Origin of the sequence: Spirosoma arboris, assembly GCF_009754945.1 — a bacterium.
Lineage (GTDB): Bacteria > Bacteroidota > Bacteroidia > Cytophagales > Spirosomataceae > Spirosoma > Spirosoma arboris.
Window position 1 is genome coordinate 489,851 of the sequence record NZ_WPIN01000001.1, and the last position, 20,124, is coordinate 509,974.

The 20,124-nt window shown below is 47.4% G+C and carries 15 protein-coding genes; 12 read left to right on the plus strand and 3 right to left on the minus strand.

Annotated elements, in window-relative coordinates:
• Window positions 1-41 precede the first annotated feature (41 nt).
• Window positions 42-734 (minus strand): DNA repair protein RecO, encoded by a 693-nt coding sequence (gene recO, locus GO755_RS02020; RefSeq protein ID WP_157582896.1) that lies wholly within the window; start codon window positions 732-734, stop codon window positions 42-44.
• A gap of 89 nt (window positions 735-823) precedes the next feature.
• Between recO and GO755_RS02025 the strand changes: the two genes are divergently transcribed.
• From GO755_RS02025 to GO755_RS02080, 12 genes are all read left to right on the plus strand, one after another.
• Window positions 824-1,660 (plus strand): fumarylacetoacetate hydrolase family protein, encoded by an 837-nt coding sequence (locus GO755_RS02025; RefSeq protein WP_157582897.1) that lies wholly within the window; start codon window positions 824-826, stop codon window positions 1,658-1,660.
• 197 nt (window positions 1,661-1,857) lie between these two features.
• Window positions 1,858-2,898, plus strand: coding sequence for a LacI family DNA-binding transcriptional regulator (locus tag GO755_RS02030; protein ID WP_157582898.1), 1,041 nt, complete (start codon window positions 1,858-1,860; stop codon window positions 2,896-2,898).
• A gap of 66 nt (window positions 2,899-2,964) precedes the next feature.
• On the plus strand, window positions 2,965-4,203 hold the full coding sequence (locus tag GO755_RS02035) for a mandelate racemase/muconate lactonizing enzyme family protein (RefSeq protein ID WP_157582899.1): 1,239 nt from the start codon (window positions 2,965-2,967) through the stop codon (window positions 4,201-4,203).
• Window positions 4,204-4,441: 238 nt separating this feature from the next.
• Window positions 4,442-5,797, plus strand: coding sequence for an enolase C-terminal domain-like protein (locus tag GO755_RS02040; protein WP_157582900.1), 1,356 nt, complete (start codon window positions 4,442-4,444; stop codon window positions 5,795-5,797).
• Window positions 5,798-5,942: 145 nt separating this feature from the next.
• The gene (gene dgoD / locus GO755_RS02045; protein ID WP_157582901.1) at window positions 5,943-7,178 is read left to right on the plus strand and encodes a galactonate dehydratase; all 1,236 of its coding nucleotides are present in this window, start codon (window positions 5,943-5,945) and stop codon (window positions 7,176-7,178) included.
• A 47-nt stretch (window positions 7,179-7,225) separates the two neighbouring features.
• On the plus strand, window positions 7,226-10,216 hold the full coding sequence (locus tag GO755_RS02050; protein WP_157582902.1) for a SusC/RagA family TonB-linked outer membrane protein: 2,991 nt from the start codon (window positions 7,226-7,228) through the stop codon (window positions 10,214-10,216).
• A 16-nt stretch (window positions 10,217-10,232) separates the two neighbouring features.
• Window positions 10,233-11,705 (plus strand): RagB/SusD family nutrient uptake outer membrane protein, encoded by a 1,473-nt coding sequence (locus GO755_RS02055; RefSeq protein ID WP_157582903.1) that lies wholly within the window; start codon window positions 10,233-10,235, stop codon window positions 11,703-11,705.
• A 154-nt stretch (window positions 11,706-11,859) separates the two neighbouring features.
• Window positions 11,860-12,837, plus strand: a complete 978-nt coding sequence (locus GO755_RS02060; protein WP_227686831.1) for a hypothetical protein — start codon at window positions 11,860-11,862, stop codon at window positions 12,835-12,837.
• A gap of 42 nt (window positions 12,838-12,879) precedes the next feature.
• Window positions 12,880-15,120: an outer membrane protein assembly factor BamB family protein gene (locus GO755_RS02065; RefSeq protein ID WP_157582904.1), complete on the plus strand. Its 2,241-nt coding sequence runs from the start codon at window positions 12,880-12,882 to the stop codon at window positions 15,118-15,120.
• 7 nt (window positions 15,121-15,127) lie between these two features.
• Window positions 15,128-16,153, plus strand: a complete 1,026-nt coding sequence (locus GO755_RS02070) for a 2-dehydro-3-deoxygalactonokinase (protein ID WP_227686832.1) — start codon at window positions 15,128-15,130, stop codon at window positions 16,151-16,153.
• Between the two features lie 5 nt (window positions 16,154-16,158).
• The gene (locus tag GO755_RS02075) at window positions 16,159-16,800 is read left to right on the plus strand and encodes a bifunctional 4-hydroxy-2-oxoglutarate aldolase/2-dehydro-3-deoxy-phosphogluconate aldolase (protein ID WP_157582905.1); all 642 of its coding nucleotides are present in this window, start codon (window positions 16,159-16,161) and stop codon (window positions 16,798-16,800) included.
• Between the two features lie 57 nt (window positions 16,801-16,857).
• Entirely contained in the window at window positions 16,858-18,162 is a 1,305-nt protein-coding gene (locus GO755_RS02080) for an MFS transporter (protein ID WP_157582906.1), read from the plus strand.
• On the opposite strand, the gene GO755_RS02085 is transcribed toward GO755_RS02080, so the two are convergent.
• Window positions 18,159-19,301 carry a 5-(carboxyamino)imidazole ribonucleotide synthase gene (locus GO755_RS02085; RefSeq protein ID WP_157582907.1) on the minus strand — a complete coding sequence of 381 codons (1,143 nt, stop codon included), beginning with the start codon at window positions 19,299-19,301 and terminating at the stop codon, window positions 18,159-18,161. The two genes, GO755_RS02080 and GO755_RS02085, sit on opposite strands and share 4 nt — an antisense overlap.
• 107 nt (window positions 19,302-19,408) lie before the next feature.
• Window positions 19,409-20,113, minus strand: a complete 705-nt coding sequence (locus tag GO755_RS02090) for a head GIN domain-containing protein (protein WP_157582908.1) — start codon at window positions 20,111-20,113, stop codon at window positions 19,409-19,411.
• Between the last annotated feature and the right edge of the window lie 11 nt (window positions 20,114-20,124).

The following is a 20,124-nucleotide window of genomic DNA, read 5'->3' on the forward strand; positions in this document are numbered from 1 at the left end:
AATTCAATGCCAACACGGGCTGAAGCCCGTAGGTACACTATTTACCCCAACACTTCCCTTAACACCGGTAGCGATTTCACTTCTCCTACCGAATCAATGTGAATTTGGTAGTACGCTACCAGCGCATCAAGCAATTCATTCCGTGCCGATCGTTGCAGTTTGATGGGCGTTCCTACTGGCTGACGCAGCATGATGTTCAGCGCCGTTTCCATCTCATTGTCTGGCAAAAAGGGATAGGAGTTTTCGCGAAGCTGATCGTCAAACTCACGAGCTGACTCAGGGCCGAAGCCTAAGAAAAAGGACAACTTGAGCAGAAAAGCAAGGTGAAAGTTTTCGTAGTTCGTGCGGGCTTCTTCCAGAAATAAGACCGAATCGACCAGGAACTTAAATAGCATAGGGCTACTAGCTTCTTCTTTCAGTACTTTATTCAGCATTTCGGTCACGAACATCGCGATGGTCGACTTCGCTACTTCAAACGGTAAGCTTTGAAATGGGTAGCTGGTTTTAACCTCCGAAAGGCGGTGTAAATCCCGGTCGTGCTTATTGTAAACGACCATGTCCAGTAAGGTCAACGGTTGAAACAGCGCTATTTTGTTGTTCTTACTTCGGGCCGTACGGACGCTATTGACAATATAACTTTGCAAACCGAATTCTTCGGTGTAGATACGGGCGATGATGGACGTTTCGCGGTAACGAAGGTAACTGAGAGCAAGGCCCCGGGTTTTTTGCAGCATTTCCTGGAAAGCAGTAAACTATCTAATATAACGCTTTTTACTGTAAAAGTCGCCTGGGTGCGCTATAATTGCTGATAAATTAGCCTTTCATGAAACTCTACAAAACCCGCTTCGGTACCGTTGCTGAATTCGAAAATCAGTTTTATTCCATCCCTGCCGATGATTGGGACGAACTGGTCAATCGCGACAATTTGCATGACTTTTTGGTAACCTCAACTGCAATTACTCAACCATCGGAAGAATACCAGATCTGGACACAAACGAGCGTATTAGCTCCCATTGGTCGTCAGGAAGTATGGGCTTCGGGAGTTACCTATCTACGTAGCCGCGATGCTCGTATGGAGGAGTCTAAAAAATCGGGTGGTGATAATTTCTATGATCGCGTTTATGATGCCGACCGCCCTGAATTATTCTTTAAAGCCACCCCCGAACGTGTTGTAGGACAAGGTGCTAATGTGCGTATTCGCGCCGATTCGACCTGGAACGTACCCGAGCCAGAACTGACGCTGTTCATTACATCGTCGGGTAAAATTGTTGCCTACACTTGTGGCAATGACATGAGTTCGCGGAGTATCGAAGGCGAAAATCCGCTGTATTTGCCCCAGGCAAAAAGCTACGACGGCAGTGCCGCCTTAGGCCCCTGTTTGTACGTTCCTCAAACGCTAATCGCTCCCGAAACGCAGATTCGCCTGGAAATTGTCCGGGATGGGCAGGCTGTCTTTACGAATAATATCGCTATCAATCAGATGAAGCGGCAACATACTGAACTGGTTTCGTTTCTCTATCGAGAGTGTTCTTTTGCACACGGTTGTTTCCTGATGACCGGTACCGGTATCGTTCCTCCTGATGATTTTACGCTACGTGCTGGCGACGAAATCAGCATTAGTATTGGCGAAATTGGAACACTGACGAATGTCGTCGAATAGATAAGCATAGTTTATTTACGGTTAATTATGGGAGCCATAGGCAATTCGTTGTCTATCGCTCCCATAATTTTTAGGAGACTAGTTGACCGCCGTCTGGTTATGAATAGTACTATTCATTTAAAAAGCATTAAAAAAATATTGCCAAATTCTTTTTTGTTTAAAGGTTTAAGCATAGATTTGAGCGCAATTAATACTAGATGAGTGCTAAAAAAACTTCGTTAAAGGATATAGCACAACGCGCGGGTGTTTCTATGGCGCTCGTGTCTTATGTTCTGAATGGCAAAGAAAAAGAGAGTCGGGTAGGGCAGGAGATTGCTGGTAAGATCAAGCAAATAGCTGAGGAACTTCACTACCAGCCTAACCACTTAGCCAAAAGTTTACGAAGCGGCAAAACACATACCATCGGGTTAATTATTGCAGATATATCGAACCCCTTTTTCGCGAATATTGCCCGGGTAGTTGAAGACGAAGCAAAACGGAATGGGTACACCGTCATTATTGGTAGTTCAGACGAAAACGCCGAAAAATCGCGGGATTTATTAAACGTATTGATTAATCGACAGGTAGATGGTTTCATAATTGTTTCCTCCGAAGATTCGGCCGAGCAAGTTCGGGATCTACAAGAGAAGAACATTCCGTTTGTTTTATTAGACCGGTATTTTCCAGATATACAAACAGATTTCGTATCCACCGACCATTATAAAGCAGCCTTTAATGCTGGGGCGCACTTAGTCAAAAACGGGTATAGACGCATTGGAATGATTGCTTATGACTCGCAGCTTTTTCATATGCAGGAACGGATAAGAGGATATGTAGAAGCATTGACTGGTAATAACGTACCGTTTCAAAAGCATTGGTTAAAGCAGATACGTATCAGCACAATTGAGCAAGGTGTAAAAGCTGCGATTGATGAAATGCTGGCAATGGAGCAACCAATTGACTCAATAGTTTTTGCTACATATAGCCTGGCTATCAGTGGCTTAAAATACATTAATGAACTACGCTTAAACGTTCCTACTGATCTGGCCATTGTCAGTTTCGGGCAGGCAGAAGCATTTGACCTGTACTATTGTCCAATAACGTATGTAAAGCAGCCCATTGGCCTTTTAGGCAAAACAGCGGTTGAATTCTTAATGAAAAAATTGAAACACCCTCAGGCAGAGCCATCTCAGATACTCATGGACGCAGAATTGATTATACGAGATTCGTCAAAGACAAAACAGCTTGTTCATACTTAATTTTATTTAGTTGCTTAATCGTTTAAGCTGATTATTGATTCGACTATTCCTATTCCTTTACACTACATGCAACGTAGAAACTTTCTCAAATCGTCCCTCGTCGGTTCAGCAGCCATTGTAGCGGGTTTACCGCTAAGCACTCTGGCTGCACCTAAATTGAAAATCACCAAAATCCGGTATTATGCTGCGCCTGGGTACAACAAACCTTTGTTTAATCAGGCACGCGGAATTGTCGAAATCGAAACCGATGGAGGCATTATTGGGATCGGGGAAGGTGGTTCAAAAGATATGATTGAGCAATGTGCGCAGATGATCATTGGCGAAGATCCGTTCCGAGTAGAACACCTTTGGCAGAATGTCTATCGAGGCATGTTTTATCCGCCAGGCCGCGAAAAGCTCCATGCGTTGGGCGCCCTGGAAATGGCGTTGTGGGACATTAAGGGAAAGGCGCTGGGCGTACCAGTATATGATTTATTAGGTGGTGCTACCCGCGATTATGTTGAGTGTTATGCAACTGGTTTCCGGGCGTCGAAAGCCAAAACTGAGGAAGAACGGGCCAGAGATTGCATAGAAGCTGGCTTACGAGCCTATCGGATTGGGCCAACGGGAGGCAATGGGGAGCAACCGTTTGATTTCTACGATAACGCCAAAAAGACAATTGAATTCTGTAAGCGTATCGACGCTGCCGTGGGCGGTGGTGGCAAATGGGCACTTGATCTGCATACTCGATTTGACTTAACGGAGGGCATCAAAATATGCAAGGCGCTTGAAAATCTGGAGCCTTATTTCGTAGAGGATATTGTTCGTTCTGAAAACCCAGGTGTCTACAAAACGGTGCGCCAGATGACCAACGTACCCATTGCAGTTGGGGAGCAGTTTGGCGATCGCTGGGATATTAATGAATTGATTGAACAACGCTTGATTGATTACACGCGCGTTACGCTACCTAATACCGGCGGCATTGGTGAATTTAAAAAGATCGCTTCCATTTGTGAGACGCATTATGCAGGGATGATCCCACATTTTACAGGTCCTTTATCGACAGCGGCTTTAGTACACGTTTTAGGGTCTAGCAGTCCAAATCGCTGTTTAATGGAATTGGGTGGTGGCGAACCTGAACGTCCGGCTTACTTCAACGAGGATTTCATAAACTTCAAAAATGGTAAGTTATATCTGAATCCAAACCCAGGGTTGGGGGTGAAATTCGATCCTAAAAAAGCAACGTTCGTTATGGAAGTCACGACCAAGACGCAGTTCCCGCACCCAGTTTTGAAAAGCCCAGACGGAGCGATTCATAACTGGTAAGGACACGGTTCTTTATTGCCCGCAGAGGGTGGGCAATAAAGATATAAGCAGGAAAAGAAGTACCGGAAACCGATTCAAAATCTAAACTGGAAATAGACGCATGGAACTTTGTTCTGAATGGGTACTTATTTTTTTACTTCTGCAAAAATTGGATTTTGGCTCTATTTATTAGTGATAAATCGACTTTGTTTAGTCTTCTCGTTGCCCTATACTGTCTCTAAACCCTTTTCTTTTTCTCATGAATCACCTTGACCAAAGCCGCCGGGACACCTTAAAAATGCTGGGATTTGGCTCATCAGCCGGACTACTCGGTTTGTTTGGTGGCGTCTCTACTGCCGAAGCTCGTGAACAGCAAGGTAAGCCCCAGTATGCCGTTGGGGCGCCACCCGTTAAAATCAAAAGTGTCAAGGCTATTGCCACGGCGCCCCAGGGTTCTAACCTCATCGTCGTTAAGGTTGAAACAACGGAACCGGGGCTCTATGGGCTTGGCTGCGCTACGTTTACCCAACGAGCCGCTGCGGTTATCGTGGCTATCAACACGTATCTGAATGAGTTTTGCGTCGGCAAAGACGTGGACAATATTGAGGATATGTGGCAATCTACGTATGTCAGTTCATACTGGCGCAACGGCCCCGTGCTCAATAACGCGCTTTCTGGACTCGATCAGGCGCTTTGGGATATAAAAGGAAAACGGGCAAAAATGCCAGTATATCAATTACTTGGCGGTAAAGTGCGCTTTGCTATTCCCTGCTATACCCACGCGGGCGGCAACACACCTGAAGCCGCAGCCGATAGCGTCAAGAAGTTCATGGCCGATGGTTTCAAATATATCCGAATTCAGCAGGGAGGCTACGGCGCTGTGGGTGCTACGGCCGACAAACCCGATTTCAAAGTGGCCAACTTCGGAGGAGAAACCGATAACTACATGAACGAGCGGCTCTACCTGAAATCGGTGCCCAAAATGTTCGAAGTTGTTCGGAAGGAGTGCGGAGATGAAATTGAGTTGCTCCACGACATACATGAACGGGTGCAACCTATTGATGCCATCAATATGATAAAGCGGGTGGAAGAATACCGGCCTTTTTTCATTGAAGATCCCTTCTCGCCCGAGAATATGAAGTGGTTTGCCCAACTCCGACAGGCGACTTCTGTACCTATCGCGATGGGCGAATTGTTCAACAATATCAATGAGTTTAAAGAGCCAATGGTAAATCAATGGTTCGATTTTATCCGAATTCACGTCTCGCAAATTGGTGGTATCTCCCCAGCCATGAAAGTAGCCAGATTAGGGGAGTGGTTCAACATTCGCACAGCCTGGCACGGACCGGGAGATGTCTCACCAGTAGGTCACGCGGCTCATGCGCACATCGATCTGGCCGTATGGAACTTCGGAATTCAGGAAGCAGTACAGTTTTCAGAGAAAACACAGGCCGTGTTTAGCGGTTGCCCGACGATGAACAAAGGCTACATGTCAGTCAATGAGGTGCCTGGTTTGGGTGTCGACATTGACGAAAAAGAAGCAGCTAAATATCCCATCACAACCAAGTCCAACTGGCAGGTTCGCAAGATGGACGGAACCATTATTCGGCCGTAATTAACAGCACAACTACAGAGCGTCGGGTTTATAACCTGACATCACGAACTTACATAGGTTGGTAAGACCACCGTAAACTTGTACTTAACCCTTCTTTTTCTAGAACTGCTTAATCGATTAAATAAACCTTTGCCGAATAAAACGTATGAAAAAAACAGGCGTGTCCCGACGTAGCGTCATACAATCCGTATTGGGTGTTGCTGGTATGAGTACGATGGTATTGCCAAAAACATCTTATTCTGCCAGTCCCGGTCATTTTGCCGATTACAGCAAAGTGAAGATTACAAAACTTGAAACCTTTCTGGTCAAACCTCGGTGGGTTTTCCTTAAAATTCACACCGATGTCGGCGTATATGGCCTGGGTGAACCGCTTCTTGAAGGCAGGGCACTGACCATCCAAACCGCCATTAAGGAAGTAGAACCGTACCTGATTGGTAAAGATCCGCGCCACATTGTGCACCACTGGCAGGCTATTTACCGACATGCTTTTTATCGGGGTGGGCCGATTCTGACAAGTGCGCTGAGTGGTATCGACCATGCACTTTGGGACATTAAAGGTAAGCTGTTGAACGTACCAGTTTATGAATTACTGGGCGGGCCTACCCGCGATCGAGTTCGGATATACGGTCGGGCCAGCAATGCGGAAGACATTAAGAAGCGGAAAGCGGAAGGGTACACGGTTATCAAAACAGGCGTTGCGCATAAGAACCCGGCCAATATTGTCGAGAATCCCCAATTCATTAAGTACGCGGTTGACAATTTCGCGTCGTTACGTGAAGCCGGTGGCCCGGACATGGACATTGCCATCGACTTTCACGGAAACATTTCACCCCAAACGGCCAAGGTGCTCATCAAGCAATTGGAGCCTTTTCAGCCCATGTTTGTTGAGGAGCCCTGCCAGGCGCAGAACGTGGATGTTATGGCCGACATCGCACGGGGTACTCACCTCCCGATAGCAGCTGGAGAACGGATCTTTACCAAATGGGGCTTCCGGGAGCTCCTGGAAAAGAAAGCCGTCAGCATCGTTCAGCCTGATCTCTGTCATGCTGGTGGCATTACCGAGGGACGTATCATCGCGGGTATGGCCGAAGCCTATTACGTTCCCATTGCTCCCCATAACCCGATGGGTCCAATCTCATTGGCGGTAGGGCTACATCTGGCGGCCAGCGTACCAAATTTTCTGGTACAGGAGCAAGTCTCGTTGGGGGATGGCTACATCAAGAATCCCTTCAAGCTACAAAGCGACGGTACGGTAATGATTCCCAAAGGACCGGGTCTGGGAGTCGAACTAGATGAAGCACTCATGAAAGATAAAATCGGTCACGACTGGAAAAACCCCGAGGTATATAATGCGCTCGATGGCTCCGTAGTAGACTGGTAATTAAGACTATACCTTCAATTTTCTTTTTCCTTAATAAACCTATAATCATGAAAAAAACTGTAAAACTATTGGTTTTACTACTGATTCTGGGGCAAAGCTATGTCTTCGCCCAGAATGCCAGAGTGACTGGTAAAGTTACCGGTCCAGACAATCAGGGGTTGCCTGGTGTCAATATTCAGGTGAGTGGTACAACGGTTGGTACATCCAGCGATGCATCGGGTAACTTTTCGTTAAATGCAGCGAGTAATGCGTCTCTTGTGTTTTCGACTATCGGTTATGTTGGACAAACGGTGCCTGTTAATGGACGCTCGGTCATCAATGTAGAGTTAGCCGAAGATCAGAAAACCCTGAACGAAGTGGTTGTGGTTGGGTACGGTACCCAGAAAAAAACCGATGTTACGGGTGCTCTGACGGCCATTTCAACCAAGGAGTTTGCCCAACAACCCGTTACCCGTCTGGATCAGGTATTGCAAGGCCGTGCTGCAGGTGTGCAGGTAAGCCAAACGAACGGCGCGCCAGGTGGTGATGCCCGTATCCGGATTAGAGGTGCGAACTCTGTATTGGGCAGCAACAACCCCCTGTACATTGTCGATGGGTTTGTTGGTGCTGATTTTAACTTCGTGAACCCCAGCGATATTGAAACCATCCAGATCCTGAAAGATGCCGCATCGACCTCCATTTATGGTAGTCGCGGTGCCAACGGAGTTGTGATCATTACGACCAAGAAAGGATCAAAAGGGCTTAAAGTCAACTATGAAGGTCAGTTCAGTACGTCGGAAGTCATCAAAAAATACGACGTATTACCAGCGGGTGAGTTTGCCGAAATTGTTAATGCCCGTGCCACGGCTGTTGGTTCAGGTCTGCCGTTCACAACTGACCAGATTGCTCAGTTCAAACAAAACGGGGGTACCGACTGGCAGAGTCTGGTATTCCGTAACGGCAGCGGACAACAACACCAGATTACACTATCGGGCGGTAGTGACAAAACGACCTTTCTGATTTCGGGAAACTATTTAAATCAAAATGGTATCGTGAACAACAGTGGGTTTAAGCGGTATAACCTGCGAACCAACATAAATACACAGATCAACGATAAGCTTTCGTTTCGACTGAATTTGTGGGGAACGCAGTCAAAAAACCACAACACTGTCGACGGAGGAGCTATTGTTCAGGCACTGGCCTGGGCCCCCACAACACCTGCCTACGGTGCTGATGGCCAGCCTACATTTACAGATCCAATCGGTTCGGTTTATCGCAATCCGCTCGATTATTTGTATGATCAATCGATTGATGCGAACAAGAGTGGTCTCAACGTCAATGGCGGTCTAAACTATAAACTTCCTATCAAAGGGCTGTCACTCGATTTGCAGTATGCCGTCAACTACCTGAATCTGCAAAACCTGAATTTGACGGGCAAGCGACTATCGAACAACGTACCGACAGCAAGCCGATATTCGGCGGAGCAGGTGACGCTGCAAAACACGAATAATTTGAACTACGACGTCAAAATAGGTAATCACTCGATTAATGCCGTTGCCGTTCTGGAAACACAGCAATTTACAAGTAGAGACTTTACAGCCAGTGCATCGGGACTACGGTTTCCTCAGTTGGGCTACGACAACATTGGGCTTAACACAGCCGCAACGGTGGCTTCGAGTTATCAAAAATGGACGTTACTGTCTTTGCTGGGACGCGTAAACTACGGATACAAGGACAAATACCTGGTATCAGCCGCCGTCCGGCGTGACGGATCATCTAAGTTTGCTTCTGCCAACCGATATAGCGTTTTCCCGTCTGTAGCGCTGGGCTGGCGCCTGTCGGAAGAGGAGTTTATCAAAAAGCTGAACATATTCAATAACCTGAAATTGCGGGGTAGCTGGGGTATGACAGGTAGTCAGGCCATTAACCCTTATGCTACGTTGTCGACCTATAGTACAGCGGTTGTAGCCTACAACAACTCAGCCGCTACAGCCGGTGTACTGCTGGGGAACCCCGGCAACCCTGATCTCAAATGGGAAACAACCAAGCAGGTGGATGTGGGTCTGGAAATGGAATTCCTGAACGGCCGATTGCATATTGAAGCCGATTACTTCAAGAAAAATACGACCGACCTTCTTCTGAATGTAGCCATCCCAAGCTATGCTGGTGGCGGAACACAGGCTCGGAACGTGGGTGAAATTGAGAACAAAGGCTTTGAATTTTCGATCGGCGGTTCACCTGTGGTAGCAGGGGGCTTCCGTTGGGAAACGAATTTCAATTTTTCCACTTTGGCAAACAAGGTGATTAGTTTGGGCGGTCTGCCACGACTGGGCCAGGGTACGGGTGTCGGTGCAGGGATGTCGACCACCAATGAGTTTATGCTGATACCAGGCGAGCCGCTAGGTTCTTATTGGGGGCTGAATTATTTGGGTACCTGGAAGCCAAATGAAGCTGATGCGGCAGCTAAACAAGGTCGCGTACCGGGCGATCCTCATTATCAGGACCTTAACGGCGACAACGCAATCACGACGGATGACTTTCAGATCATAGGCCGGGCTTTCCCAAAAGTAACGGGTGGCTGGAACAACACATTTACATACAAAGGGTTTACGCTGAACGTATTCTTCAATGGGGTGTTTGGGGTCGATAAACTCAACTACACGCGCGCGGCCGCTATGTCCGGTTCGGGCGATGCACGGCAGTTCATTCTATCTGAAATCCGGGATTACTACCGACCAGGTAATGAAACGTCTAATGTTCCAGCGTTTACGAAAACCTATCAGCCTTTCACACAATCGAGCCGATTCCTAGAAAATGGCAGCTTCGTTCGGCTGAAAAACGTGAGCCTTTCGTATAACGTACCAACCGGTTTCATTCATAACAAAGCAACTCTTCGGGTATTTGCCAGCGCTACAAATCTACTGACGTTCACAAAGTATACAGGGCCAGATCCAGAATCTGCTCGGGTTGGTTCAGCTACTGATACAGCCATCGGTATTGACTACGGTTCCTATCCAAATGCAAAACAATATACACTCGGTATCAACCTGGGCTTCTAAACTCCTTTAACGAACCATGAAAAAATTAGCAATACTTGGATTAGCAGCCATGCTCACGGTAGGCTGCAAAGGTTACCTCGAAGAAGATACAACCGGCCTACTCTATGGCGGCAACGTTCTCTCAACTCAGGACGGGCTGGAATCGGCCCTGACCGGAGCCTACCGGGGTCTTGGGAACCAATGGACGTATGGATTTCTTCACCCATCGGCCAATGCCGCTACGATTGGTAGCGACGACGTAACGACGCACCCAGCCAGTAACAAAGCCGACTGGCGCGAATTCGATCAATTTAATGTATCGACCACGAATCAGCGCTCTGGGGCCGTTTATACGGGTTGTTATAAAGCGATTCAGGGAGCCAATAACGTAATTAATAACTACTCGAAAACGGTTGGTACCAAAGCAACGATTGATATTATTGCGGGCGAAGCCTTTTTCATTCGTGGCTTTTCTTACTATTGGTTAACCCGCTTTTATGGCAATATCCCACTGGTTACGGCTGGTGAATACTCTGCCGATCTGCTCACGATCAAAAAATCGACACCTGCTGAAGTATACGATCTGATCGTTGCGGACCTGAAAAAAGCAGAAACCATGTTGCCCAACACCCGACGTGATCCAGGTCGGCCAAACGCAGGTTCGGCAAAAGCTTTTCTCGCTGACGTTTACCTGACGATGGCAGGCTGGCCGCTGAAGCAAACCGACAAATATGATCTGGCGGCAGCGAAGGCAAAAGAAGTAATCGACAACCGCGCTACGTATGGTTTTGCGTTGATGCCGACATTTGCCGCTGTGTTCGATAATGATCCAGCCGTAGCGATTATTCCGGAATCAGTGTTTCAAATCAACGGGTTTACAGGCGGCAGCGGTACCGCGAATGCTACTTATGGTAACACGACGATGCCCGGTGAAGAAGGTGGCTGGGATGATATGTTTGCCGAGCTTAATTTCTTCAAAAATTTCCCCGAAGGTCCTCGGAAAGACGCTACGTTCCGCACCGCGTTTGGTTTGGGTACTACCACAATTCCCTGGCAACAAAGCCTGACGAAACACCCTTATTACAAAAAGTGGTACATCAAAGGCAACATTGTTACGTCCAGCATTTCGTTGCCATCCGTCATGATGCGCTACCCACACGTATTGACCATTTATGCCGAAGCGAAAGCACGTGGTACAGGTGGCCCGGATCAGACGGCATATGATGCACTAAATGCCGTTCGCTTGCGGGGTTTACCAGCAGGAGCCAAGGCACTTGCACCCGGCGATGGCCTGACAGCCGCCCAGTTTGCGGATGCCGTAGTTCAGGAACGCGCCTGGGAATTCGCCTGCGAACGTACTCGCTGGTTTGACCTGATCCGTCTCGAACAGGTAGAAGCCGCTAACGCAGCCAAAAGTCCGGATGATCTTCAACCGATCAAACCAATTACCAAAGCGAATTACTGGTTCACGCTTCCGTACACGGATACGTCGATAAATCCGAATTTGTAGTCCGTGCTTTTACCCCACCCCTAACCCCTCCCCTTAGTTCAAGGGGAGGGGGATTCCCAAGCGACAAATAACTACCTTCCAGAGAGAGTCAATTCCCTCTCCTGTTTTCAGGGGAGGGTTAGGGTGGGGTAAATCACATTAATCACATACGATTTTGAAAAAGGCACTCATTTCCACTTTTACAGTATTGGGGTTGTGTAGCAATATGATGCCTTTTGCCGAATGGCCACAGGCTGAGTTATCCAACGACCTTATTCAGACGACCCTATACCTGCCAGATGCTAGCCAGGGTTATTACCAGGGCACTCGTTTCGACTGGTCGGGGGCGTTTAAAGATTTGACGTACAAAGGCCACAGTTTTATTGAGCCGTGGTTCGAAAATTACGACCCCAAACTACACGATGCCATCAGCGGCCCAGTGGAAGAGTTTACACCGCTAGGATACGCCGACGCAAAACCTGGCGATACGTTCGTAAAGATTGGCGTGGGCACACTTCGCAAACCCGACGATAAAACCTATGCCTTCGCGAAGTACTATGACATTGTAGATCAGGGAACCTGGAAAGTGAAAAAGCACAAAGACTACCTAGAGTTTACGCATGAACTCACTAGTCCAACGGGTTACGCATACGTTTACCGCAAAACGGTGAAACTCACAAAAGGAAAACCTGAACTCGTACTGGAACACAGCTTGAAAAATACGGGTGAGCTGCCCATTGAAACGAGCACCTATGATCACAACTTCTTCATCATCGACAAACAACCTACTGGCCCAACCGTAGCAATCGAATTTCCTTTTGAAGTGAAAGGGGAGGGCAAAGGCTTCGGTAGTACCATTCTGCCACAGGGAAAACAGCTACTTTACTCACGCGAATTGGCAAAAAAAGAGCAGGTATATAGCGCTGGCCTCCAAGGGTTTGGTACTACATCGACCGATTATGACATTCGAATTGAAAATCAGAAAACGGGAGCGGGCGTGCACATCACAGGCGATCAACCTCTTCAAAAATTAGTGTACTGGGCTTGCGCCACTACGTCGTGCCCTGAGCCATACATACAACTGAAAGCGGAACCCGGCCAGGAGGTGAAATGGAAAATAGCCTATGAATTTTACGAAAAACAGAAGCCGTAAAGTCCCCGTTCTCCTTAACCTAATACCCAACTCAACTTTTCAATGAATTTCTTCCTGAAATCCTGCTTCGGAACCCTGATTCTTGGGAGCTTCCTGTCTGCTAACTGGGATAGTAACGTAGTGAAACCACAGTTGCCAGCTGATGATTGGCCGACTTATGGTGGCAATAATGCCGGTAACCGATACTCAACGCTGACCCAGATCAATACGCAGAATGTCAAGAATCTGACGCTTGCCTGGACCTATGAAACCGGCGACAATACCACTCCTGGACAACGAGGTATGGACATTCAATGTCAGCCGATTGTCATAAAAGGAGTGCTCTACGGTACGTCGCCCCGAATGAAACTCTTTGCTGTGGATGCCGCCACAGGTAAGCAACTCTGGCAATTTGACCCCTTTGCCAATCCCGAAAAACGACCTCGTTTCCATCCGGTTCGTGGGGTTGTTTATTGGGAAGATGATGAAGATAAACGTATACTATACTCGGTGGGGTCTTTTCTGTATGCCATCAATGCATCGACGGGAAAGCTGATTGAGAGCTTTGGCAAGAACGGCGAGGTCGATTTGCACGAAGGACTTGGCGATAAGGAAACTATTGGCCACGATCTGACGAACTTCTCAATACGTGTCACAACACCTGGCGTTATCTACAAAGATTTATTGATTACAGGCTCTGCCGTTAACGAGGGCGGAGATGCTCCTCCGGGCTACATCCGTGCGTTTAATGTCCGTACGGGTAAACTGGCCTGGGTATTCCACACCATTCCGTTGCCGGGTGAGTATGGGTATGAAACCTGGGCAAAAGATTCGTACAAAAAACTGGGTGGAGCGAACTGCTGGGCCGGTATGGTCATCGACGAAAAGAGGGGTATGGTCTATGCGGGCACCGGCTCACCCTCCGTTGATTTTTACGGGGGCGCTCGTCCGGGACAGAACCTATTTGCCAACTGTGTTATCGCGCTGAATGCCGAAACAGGTAAACGCGTATGGCATTTTCAGACCATTCACCACGACCTATGGGACCGCGATTTACCCTGTCCGCCAAACCTGATAACGGTTAAACACAACGGCCCCGACGGTCGGCCCCGAATGGTCGATGCAGTAGCGCAGGCGACTAAAGATGGCTATGTGTTTGTGTTTGACCGGGATACCGGGAAACCGCTGTTTCCCGTAAATGAAGTTCGAGTGCCAACGTCGCCCGCTTTGCCCGGCGAAAAGCCCTGGCCAACGCAGCCTGTTCCAACTAAACCTGCTCCTTTTGTTCGACAGGAATTAACGGAAAACGAAATCACAACCCGCACGCCCGAAGCCCACAAGTACGTATTGGAGCGGTTCCAGGATAGTCGCAAAGGCAGCAAATACATGCCTCCAAGCGAAGAAGGAACCTTGTATTATGGTTTTGGTGGAGGTGCCGAATGGGGTGGGAATGCCGCTGATCCTGAGGGTATTTTATACCAGAATGCCAACACCATGCTTTGGTGGCTCAAGATGCGTGATAGTCGAATGCAGGAAAAAAACGTAGCCATGACGCGCGGCTCATCCCTCTTTAACACGAACTGTTCGGTTTGTCATGGTATGAGTGGCAAAGGAAGTGCTGATGCCAAAGCAAGCGCATCTACAGCGCAAGCCTATCCTGACCTGACCGATGTGGGCAAACGACTGGATCGCGAGCAGATCAACACGCTCCTGGCAACCGGTCGCGGTCGAATGCCATCCTTTGGTCACCTCTCCAAAGAGGATCGTGATGCCATTATTAATTTTTTGCTGAAGACAGAAGCGAAACCCGCTGCGCCAGACATCCATAGTTCGGTTGTTACGTCACCCGTGGCCGAGGGCGCTGACTTCCCGTACATGCCTCCTTACCTGAACAATGGGAACACACAGTTCCGGGATCAGGATAATTATCCGGCCATTAAACCGCCCTGGGGAACGCTCAACGCCATTAACCTGAACACCGGCGAATACCTCTGGCAAGTGCCACTAGGCGAATACCCTGAACTCATCAAACAAGGCTTGCCACCTACGGGTACGGAGAATCATGGTGGGCCAATTGTAACGGCTGGGGGCTTACTTTTCATTGCAGCTACGTATGACGAAAAAATTCGTGCTTTTGACAAAAAAACGGGTAAAATCGTGTGGGAATATAAGTTGCCTGCGGGAGGCTTTGCCACACCAATTACGTACATGGCGAATGGAAAGCAATACGTAGTTATAGCTGCCGGCGGTACCCGATATGGCTTAAAGCCAGGAGGTTCTTATGTTGCGTTTGCATTGCCGTAAGTAGTGTATGAAAACGATTGAAACAATGAAATCCTATCTATTAGGTTGTGATTGGGGGACGTCCTCTTTCCGCCTACGACTCATAAACAGTAGCGATGTCCAACTCATTGGAGAAATTACGTCTCAGGAAGGCGTCGCCAATACATTCACACGCTGGAAAGCAAATAGTGAAACGAAAGGAATCTCTCGGGAGCAGTTTTTTCGAGTGCAGCTACAGCGACAGATTAATCTACTGGCGAAGCAACTGGCCATTAATCTGGACGATATTCCGGTGGTAATTTCCGGCATGGCGTCGTCATCCATTGGTATGGACGAAGTTCCGTATGCTACGTTGCCGTTTCCTATTGATGGAAGCCGGGCCAGCATTAAGCGACTCGATACACAACCCGATTTTGCGCACGACATTATACTTATATCAGGTGTCAGAACGGAGCACGATGTGATGCGTGGCGAAGAAACTCAATTAATTGGGTTGCTAGCTTTATTGGATAATCTGCATCTTAATACTGAAGAGTCAATTCTACTATTTCCGGGTACTCATTCGAAACACATCTACATCCAGAATCAGCAGGTTATCGACTTTCAAACGTTTATGACGGGAGAAGTATTTAATCTCATGTCACATTACAGTATTTTAAAAGATTCTGTAGAGTCAACAGGCTTGGCTGTCTTTGACGAAAGTGAATTGAAGGCCTTTAAAAGTGGCATCAACCAATTAACTAATTCGTCAATTCTGAATAGCTTATTTAGAGTCAGGACAAATCAATTATTTAGTCAGTTGACCAAGCGACAAAACGCTCTTTATTTAAGTGGTTTATTGATTGGTAATGAGCTTAAATCATTATTACAGCAGCCAGATTCACAATTGATTTTATGTAGCGGAAACAATCTATATGAGCTATATAAGCAGGCAATGATAGAACTAAATTTAATAGGTCGGACAATCACTATTTCGGCCGATTTAATTGATAAAGCGACGATTGCCGGACAAGTCAAGATAGCGAAGAATCAGCTGTTATCCCTAAGCAAATAAATAGTATGTCACAAAATTCATTCTCCTGGGAGTTATTCTCAAAAGCGCCCATTGTCGGAATTATTCGAGGTTTATCTGCCGAAGTGGTTGCCCAGATTCTCCCTGTTTATCGGGAAGCAGGTCTGACTACCATTGAGATAACGATGAATACGCCCGGAGCCAAGGCCATGATTCAGCAGACATTAGAAACGAATAGCGAAGGGCTGAATATTGGCGCAGGTACGGTTTGTACAACAGAGGATCTTGACAAGGCATTGGATGCAGGGGCACAGTTTATTGTCACACCTATTGTCAATAAGAAAGTGATCAAAGCCTGCGTGAAACGTAACGTGCCGATTTTTCCGGGTGCCTTTACGCCCTCTGAAATTTATAATGCCTGGTCATTTGGGGCATCAATGGTAAAGGTTTACCCCGCTACGTCACTAGGCCCCGATTATATAAAGGATCTCAAAGCACCGCTGAATCAGTTGAAAGTAATCCCAACGGGCGGCATTAGTCTTGATAATATGGCCGCCTATTTTAAAGCTGGCGCTGATGGCGTGGGCATTGGTAGTCATCTATTTGACAAGACGCTCATTCAGCAGAAAAACTGGTCAGGTTTGAAAGAACATTTTGAAAAGTTTTTACAAAAGAGTAAAGCCGTTTAAGATTGATAAAAATTCACTCATATAAGCCCTAGGTCCCTTCTCTAATAGTCTATTAAAATGTTCAATTCGAAAATTAAAAACTATCGCTGGCTTATTGTTTTTCTATTATTTGTTGCAACGACAATTAATTATCTCGATCGGCAAATAATTGGTTTACTGAAGCCAATTCTTGAAAAAGAATTTAGCTGGAGTGAAACCGATTTTGCGCATATCGTCATGGCATTTACAGCGGCTTATGCGGTTGGGCTTTTGTTATTCGGATGGATTATTGACAAAATCGGAACAAAGACAGGTTATTCCATTACCATTATTATCTGGAGCATTGCGGGTATGCTTCATGCTGTAGCCCGGAGCGTTACAGGATTTAGTCTGGCTCGCATTGGCCTCGGCATTGGCGAGGCTGGAAACTATCCTGCTGCAGTAAAGACGGTTGCTGAATGGTTTCCCAAGAAAGAACGAGGTTTGGCCACAGGTTTGTTCAATGCAGGCACGAGCATTGGTGTGGTTGTCGCTGTACTGATTGTGCCCTGGATATTAAATCACTACGGCTGGCACGAAGTGTTTTGGATTACAGGTGCCCTGGGTTTTGTATGGCTTATTTTCTGGTTACTATTCTATGAGATTCCGGCAAAGCAAAGCCGCCTTACTGACGAAGAGCTAGACTATATTACGAGTGGGCAGGAATCGGCCAATAGCGAAACGTCAACTACGCAGCCTGTTAACTGGTTTAAGCTATTCACATACCCACAAACCTGGGCTTACATTACGGGCAAAGGATTGATTGATCCGATTTACTGGTTCTTCCTGTTCTGGCTTCCTTCTTATTTTTCGTCCACATTCAATCTGGATCTGAAAAAGCCAAGTCTGGAACTAATGCTTATCTATACGGCCACTACGGTAGGCAGTATTGGGGGTGGCTATTTGTCGTCCTGGTTAATTAAAAAAGGGTGGCCTACCATAAAAGCGCGCAAGACTGTTCTGCTCGTATTGGCAACCCTGGAACTTTCGATTATTCTGGCCCAATTTGCTACGGGTGTCTGGGTAGCCGTTGGGCTTATCAGTCTGGCTGTTGCGCTGCACCAAGCCTGGGCCACAAACATCTTTACATTAGCCTCCGATATGTTCCCCAAGCAGGCGGTTAGTTCTGTTGTCGGTATAGGAGGAACAGCGGGTGCCCTAGGCGGAATTCTGTTTCCGATGCTGGTTGGTAGTTTACTGGATGAATACAAAGCCAGCGGAAATCTGGCAGGAGGGTACAACATCCTGTTTACCATTTGCGGCTTTACGTACCTGACAGCATGGCTCATTATTCACCTACTTACCAGAAATGCTAAAGCGATTGATGTGAGTGAATTAGCCTAATTTTTACTCACTACGCGAATTCCCGCTTTCACCTCGGCAACCTTCTCCCGAAGCGCATCCAACGAATCGTCCATGACCGTTACATGGCCCATTTTGCGGAAGGGTTTCGTAATGGCTTTACCGTAGAAAAATGGGAAGACTCCGGGCATAGCTAACAGGTGTTCCAAACCTTCGTAAACGGCTGGCCCTGTGTGACCATCCTCGCCGAGGAGATTCACCATGGCGGCTGGTTGATAGGCGGATGTATCGCCAAGGGGGTAATTCAGAATGGCGCGCCAGTGCTGTTCAAACTGAGACGTTACGTTGGCCCGGATGGTCTGGTGACCACTGTTGTGTGGGCGTGGTGCTACTTCGTTAATCAGCACATTACCAGACTTATCCAGGAACAGTTCTACCGCCAGCAAGCCTACGATTCCAAAGGCGTCGGCAGTTCGGCGAGCGATGTCCTGCGCTTGTTGATTGATTTCGTTCGAGATTTCGGCAGGGGCAAATAGGTATTCAACTAGATTTAATTCCGGGTGAAAGACCATCTCAACGGTTGGAAATGTCTGTACGTCACCCCGTTCGTTTCGGGCGACAATCACGGCCAGTTCTTTCTCGAAATCAACAGCTTTCTCCAATACACCGGGCGCATCGAAGGCTTTGCCAACATCTTCCACCGATGCGATGCGTTGAACACCCCGTCCGTCGTAGCCATCGCGACCAAGTTTGTGAAAGGCCGGAAAAAAGTCAGGCTGATAGATTTCGACCAGGGCTACATCGGCCCGATTTTCAGTTAAAATAAAATCGGCGGTGGGAAGATTATGGTCGCGGTAAAACTGTTTCTGGAGCCGCTTGTCCTGAATAATCCGAATAACCGACGGTTGAGGAAATACTCGTTTACCTTCGCGCTCAAGCGCTTCGAGCGCTTCGACATTAACGCGCTCAATTTCAATGGTCAGCACATCAACTGCCTGCCCGAATTGATAAACTGTATCGTAATCGGTTAGTGAACCTTGCGAGAATTGAGTACAGAGATGGCGACAGGGGGCTTCAGCGTCAGGGTCGAGAATATGAACGCGGAGATTCCAGTCGATGGCGGCTTGCAGAAGCATCAGGCCAAGCTGGCCACCGCCGAGAATGCCAATAGTAGGTGTCAAAATGGTGAAAGAGCGAAAGAGTGAAAGAGCGAAAGCACGCAAAGTTACCTCTTCGTGCTTTCGCTCTTTCACTCTTTCGCTCTTTTTCTTGCTTAGTAAGCCTTTCTTTAGTCTCTATGCTTAATGTCGGCCCCGCCAGATTCGCTTTTGGATAGCACTTTGGCTGAGCCATAATAATAGATATCTGCGCCACCCGATGCTTTCATAGTCAACTCTTTACTGGCGTTGACATACACGTCAGAACCGCCCGACGAGTTGGCATTGCAAATATCAACGGTCAGTTTACGGGCATCTAGATCGGCACCACCCGAGCCATTGGCGTTAAGCGACCGGGCCGAACCTTGCAAAATAGCATCTGCTCCGCCTGATGCCGATACATTCAATTTATCCGCTTTGAGATCCAGCTTTATATCTGAACCACCCGATGCTTCCAGGTTCAGGTCATCGAATGACAGCTTGCCCTGCCCGAATACATCGGCTCCGCCTGACGCCTGTAAATTGTTCAACTGCTTGAATGTCAGGTATGCTTTTACGTAGGTATTACGGCCAAAATTCCAGCCGCTAAATCCCTTACGCTCGATATAGAGTCTTAGAGTGCCGCTTTTGACTTCAGAAATTACCCGATCTTCATCAATACCTTTGGCTTCAAAAGTTAACTTCTCCGAGCTGCCCTGCGTCAGATAAACGTCAATACCGCTACTGACGCTCAGCCCAGTAAAACCAGAAACGGTACGATCTTTCTTCCAATCGTCAGTACTGGCTGAGTTTATACTGGTCGTAAGTATGAAAATTCCTGCTATAATCGCTTTCATTGGTGAAGGTG

Excerpts from the sequence above, each read along its gene's own strand:
- GO755_RS02070 (WP_227686832.1), top strand. The coding sequence starts at position 15,128 with ATGAAAACGATTGAAACAATGAAATCCTATCTATTAGGTTGTGATTGG.
- GO755_RS02030 (WP_157582898.1), top strand. The coding sequence starts at position 1,858 with ATGAGTGCTAAAAAAACTTCGTTAAAGGATATAGCACAACGCGCGGGT.
- recO (WP_157582896.1), bottom strand. The coding sequence starts at position 734 with ATGCTGCAAAAAACCCGGGGCCTTGCTCTCAGTTACCTTCGTTACCGC.
- GO755_RS02090 (WP_157582908.1), bottom strand. The coding sequence starts at position 20,113 with ATGAAAGCGATTATAGCAGGAATTTTCATACTTACGACCAGTATAAAC.
- GO755_RS02035 (WP_157582899.1), top strand. The coding sequence starts at position 2,965 with ATGCAACGTAGAAACTTTCTCAAATCGTCCCTCGTCGGTTCAGCAGCC.
- dgoD (WP_157582901.1), top strand. The coding sequence starts at position 5,943 with ATGAAAAAAACAGGCGTGTCCCGACGTAGCGTCATACAATCCGTATTG.
- GO755_RS02040 (WP_157582900.1), top strand. The coding sequence starts at position 4,442 with ATGAATCACCTTGACCAAAGCCGCCGGGACACCTTAAAAATGCTGGGA.
- GO755_RS02080 (WP_157582906.1), top strand. The coding sequence starts at position 16,858 with ATGTTCAATTCGAAAATTAAAAACTATCGCTGGCTTATTGTTTTTCTA.
- GO755_RS02065 (WP_157582904.1), top strand. The coding sequence starts at position 12,880 with ATGAATTTCTTCCTGAAATCCTGCTTCGGAACCCTGATTCTTGGGAGC.
- GO755_RS02050 (WP_157582902.1), top strand. The coding sequence starts at position 7,226 with ATGAAAAAAACTGTAAAACTATTGGTTTTACTACTGATTCTGGGGCAA.
- GO755_RS02055 (WP_157582903.1), top strand. The coding sequence starts at position 10,233 with ATGAAAAAATTAGCAATACTTGGATTAGCAGCCATGCTCACGGTAGGC.
- GO755_RS02025 (WP_157582897.1), top strand. The coding sequence starts at position 824 with ATGAAACTCTACAAAACCCGCTTCGGTACCGTTGCTGAATTCGAAAAT.
- GO755_RS02075 (WP_157582905.1), top strand. The coding sequence starts at position 16,159 with ATGTCACAAAATTCATTCTCCTGGGAGTTATTCTCAAAAGCGCCCATT.